General features: G+C 40.0%; 4 protein-coding genes. All 4 read left to right on the top strand.

Going from position 1 to position 4,275, the window contains the following annotated elements:
• Positions 1-278: 278 nt before the first annotated feature.
• The 4 genes from IBX40_11315 to IBX40_11330 all read left to right on the top strand — a co-directional run bounded on the left by IBX40_11315 (position 279) and on the right by IBX40_11330 (position 4,096).
• The gene (locus tag IBX40_11315) at positions 279-488 is read left to right on the top strand and encodes a hypothetical protein (GenBank protein MBE0524906.1); all 210 of its coding nucleotides are present in this window, start codon (positions 279-281) and stop codon (positions 486-488) included.
• A gap of 157 nt (positions 489-645) precedes the next feature.
• Positions 646-879: a hypothetical protein gene (locus IBX40_11320; protein MBE0524907.1), complete on the top strand. Its 234-nt coding sequence runs from the start codon at positions 646-648 to the stop codon at positions 877-879.
• A 120-nt stretch (positions 880-999) separates the two neighbouring features.
• Positions 1,000-1,422 (top strand): DUF86 domain-containing protein, encoded by a 423-nt coding sequence (locus IBX40_11325; protein MBE0524908.1) that lies wholly within the window; start codon positions 1,000-1,002, stop codon positions 1,420-1,422.
• On the top strand, positions 1,406-4,096 hold the full coding sequence (locus IBX40_11330) for a DEAD/DEAH box helicase family protein (protein ID MBE0524909.1): 2,691 nt from the start codon (positions 1,406-1,408) through the stop codon (positions 4,094-4,096). Before IBX40_11325 ends, IBX40_11330 begins: the two co-directional genes overlap by 17 nt.
• Positions 4,097-4,275: the final 179 nt, after the last annotated feature.

The raw sequence follows: 4,275 nt of genomic DNA on the forward strand, positions 1-4,275 counted from the left end.
GCAAGTCCGGTTCTTAGAAGAGGGAGAGCGAGTAATCGCTCTTTCTTATTCGGCTCTAATCCGTTCCATCCGTGTTCCTTCCTCCTTGATGAATACTATTTCATCAACCCAAACAACCATGCCCATAACCAGCCTCTTCCATATTTTGCTGCCACATGTGCACCTCTGTTTATGAAATCGTCAATCAACAAGTTCAATTTATACAGACAGGTTACAATTTGTAGGACACTACCGAAGATCTTGTTGACAAAATCGACCGTAAACGTGTCACTGTCAAAGTGGTCTGGGACTGGGAAAATGGCAATGCAAGTCCATCATATCCTCAACTGGAAAAACTTGCCTACAAAATATTCAAACGGCCTCTGGCTTTGTTTTTCTTTCCTGAACCACCTGAAGAAGAAAGTCCAGGGCAGTCTTTTCGTACATTACCCGGACAGGAGATTGACCTGATGGAGCCCACAATTAAAGAATTCCAGTTTGTAAGATAGAGGGCTGCGCAAAAAGTAACCGTATCTCTTAAGTATTGTAACTGTATAATATATATTCCACTTTAAAAACACATTGTCAACAGTGTGTTAAAAATACGATTTCCTTATATAAGTTGGAAGAAAATAACGCATTCAGAAAATGAATAGATGAGGAGTTATGGGCAGTATAAATAGGTTAATTTTGTTGATATTCGGAGTGTTATTTTATATTGTCATACCTGCTATACCTGGTGCAGTACTCTGGTGGTTCTTAAAGCCGGTTATGTTCTGGGAAAAGTTCGCATGGGTCGTAACGTCAATGATGTTTTATATAATAATATTTTTATTTATTATTAGTTATATATTGGATATGATATACAAAGAAGAGACTATAGATGAAAATGAAGAGTAAGAACGTGCTTAATGTCTGGCATTGTAACTTCAAAATTCTCTCGCAGTGTATTGGATTTATCAGGAATGCAACTTATGCGCAACCCTCGGAGAGATATTCAAAGTACAGCATTTTCAAGCAATGATTCGAAATAAAGAAAGACTTCAGGGCAAAGGTCGATCTGGTACGTTACTACTGGAAAAGTTAAAACAGATCGATGAGGCGTTAGCGGGAATCGAGTGGCACTTTCCCTGCATCAGTTCGCCCGACGATTTCATTGACAGTGAGAACGGGGTGGACCTGCTGGAAAAGATCACAATCACGCTGATATCCATCGCGGAAAATTTCAAAAAGATGGACAGAGATACCAAAGGGAAAAAACTTGCTCAACGCTATCCTGATGTTAACTGGTCTGGCATCAAAGGTGTGGGTGACATTCTCTCACGCGAGCCCTTCTATATCGACGCTGAGGAGATTTTCCACATCTGTGCCAATGATCTGCAGCCTTTGCGCACTGCTGTACAGGAAATGATAACGGAGTTGAAAAATGGCCATTCACCCTGATTTTCCCACATCCCCTCACAGCATTCTAAATCCGGACATCCGCTGGTTCCCGGCTGATGAAGCATTCAGGGAATCAAGCTATGATAAACTTCTACCCCCTCTTGTGCATGAGCTACGCAAAAAGGTCAAAACATGGAGGGACAGTGGTTATGACGGTGCAAGCGACACAAGCATATCCCTGCTGAACTGGTGGTTTAAAACAGAACACCTGCTGCCTAAGGCTGATGGAACAATCGTCTCGTTCCAATATTATTTCGCGCAACGAGAAGCAGTAGAGACGGTTATTTATCTCTATGACGATGTAAAAGTAAAAGACAAATACAACCTTCTGCGCTATGATTCTTCTGAGGCCATATCTGCAAACATGTTTGACGAGGATTGGAGACGTTTTGTAATAAAGATGGCTACCGGCAGCGGAAAGACCAAAGTATTGAGCCTTGTACTTGCATGGTGCTATTTCCATAAACTTTACGAGCCGGATTCGGAATTGGCCCGTAACTTTCTAATAATCGCCCCTAACATTATCGTACTGGACAGGCTTAAAACAGACTTTAATGGTCTGCGCATTTTTTCGCACGATCCAGTACTACCTGACAACGGCTATGAAGGGCAGAACTGGCAGGACGACTTCCAGTTGACATTGCATATTCAGGACGAGGTCAATATCACTCGCAAGACAGGGAATATCTTCCTGACAAATATTCACCGTGTGTATGCCAGCAATTACGTGGAACCAAGCTTTGAAGATGATGATCTGACAGATTACTTCCTCGGCAGGCGACCCACTGGTAAAACCACCGATTCCAAGGTGGATCTAGGGGATATTGTCCGGGAAATTGACGAACTGGTGGTACTCAATGATGAAGCACACCATATTCATGACAAAAGTCTGGCATGGTTCAAATCAATTGAAGATATTCACAATCGACTAAAGCAAAAAGACCATTTCCTTTCCCAGCAGATAGATTTAACAGCAACCCCTAAACGCACCAATGGTGCCATTTTTGTACAGACTGTATCAGATTATCCGCTTGTGGAGGCTATAACTCAAAACGTGGTCAAACATCCGGTATTACCGGATTCTGCCAGCCGGAAAAAACTGATCGAACGGCAGAGTGCAATTTTCACCGAAAAGTATGCAGATTATTTAAATCTGGGAGTTGAAGAATGGCGCAAAGCCTATGCCGAACATGAAAAATTAGGTAAAAAGTCTATTATGTTTGTCATGACAGACGACACGAAAAACTGCGATGAAGTTGCAGAATATCTCAAAGGCAATTTCCCAGAATTAAAAGATTCGGTTCTGGTTATTCACACCAGGAACAATGGTGAGATTTACGAATCAAGCACTAAAAAAGCAAACGACGAACTGGAAACACTCAGAAAGCAAGCTAACGAAATAGATGCGTGGGAGAGCCCATATAAAGCCATTGTATCGGTGATGATGCTAAAAGAAGGATGGGATGTCAGAAATGTGACCACTATAGTAGGTTTGAGGCCCTATTCATCCAAAAGCAACATCCTGCCAGAACAAACCTTGGGCCGTGGTATCCGCTGCATGTATCCCGGGTCAGGCTCAGAAGAATATGTCAGCGTTGTCGGAACAGATGCTTTCATGAAGTTCATTGAATCCATACAGAGTGAGGGCGTTGAGCTTGAGCATAGGCCAATGGGTGAAGGAACAAAACCAAAAACACCACTTATCGTTGAAGTGAATAATGAAAAATCAAAGGAAGAGCTTGCCAAACTTGATATCCGGATACCTCTGCTAACTCCGCGTATATTCAGGAACTATAAGAATCTTGAAGACTTGAATCCAGCCACATTTGGGTGCGCGAAAGTTGAATACAAGCAGTTTTCAGAAGAAGAAAAACGTGATATTGTTTTCAAAGATATAACCACAGGCGAAACCACTCATACGACTACACTTGATTCAGTTGTCATCACTGACTACCGCAATGCCATAGGATATTTCACTCAGGAAATTATGAAATACCTTAGTCTATTCAGTGGTTATGACATCCTATATGGCAAGGTAAAGGAATTCACACAACACTTCCTGTTTGATAAGGAAATTGAACTTGATGATCTAAACACAGTGAGAAATCTTTCTGAACTGGAAGCAACAAAGACTGTAATAGAAACTTTCAAGAAAATGATAAACGAATTGACTGTGCAGGATAAAGGTAATGCTGAATTAAAGGATGATTATATAGAATTAAATAAGACAAGACCATTCGTTGTCAAAGATCAGGGGTATATTGTACCACAAAAAAGTATTTTCAATAAAATTATAGGTGACAGTCATCTTGAGCTAGAGTTTGCCGCATTTCTTGAAGGTTGCAATGATATAATTTCATATGCTAAAAATTATTTTGCCGTGAATTTCCGTATCGATTATGTGAATGCCGATGGTAATATATCAAATTACTACCCGGATTTCATTGTTAAGAAATCTGAAAATGAGATTTATATTATTGAAACAAAAGGGCTGGAAGATCTGGATGTTCCATTAAAACTGAGCCGCTTAAAACAATGGTGCGAGGATATTAATCAATCGCAAAAAGAAATAATATTTGATTATGTATTTGTTGATGAGGATAACTTCTACAAATACAATCCATCATCTTTTGAACAGCTGGTGAATACATTTGAGGAATACAAAAGTGAATAATAGCTCTCCATCAGTTGCAGCATAATAGTATTAAATCATACCTTAATTTTCTAAATACGCCTGAATTGAGGCGAAAAAAATCCTAAATTCCCGTTAATTTAGGCACCATACGTTGTTTCAGAATGTTCGAGACTTTTTATTTTCTTGTGATTGAATTAGGAACTAGCCAGAATAAGTAA

This window comes from Methanosarcinales archaeon (assembly GCA_014859725.1).
Lineage (GTDB): Archaea > Halobacteriota > Methanosarcinia > Methanosarcinales > Methanocomedenaceae > Kmv04.

Excerpts from the sequence above, each read along its gene's own strand:
- IBX40_11330 (MBE0524909.1), top strand. The coding sequence starts at position 1,406 with ATGGCCATTCACCCTGATTTTCCCACATCCCCTCACAGCATTCTAAAT.
- IBX40_11320 (MBE0524907.1), top strand. The coding sequence starts at position 646 with ATGGGCAGTATAAATAGGTTAATTTTGTTGATATTCGGAGTGTTATTT.
- IBX40_11325 (MBE0524908.1), top strand. The coding sequence starts at position 1,000 with ATGATTCGAAATAAAGAAAGACTTCAGGGCAAAGGTCGATCTGGTACG.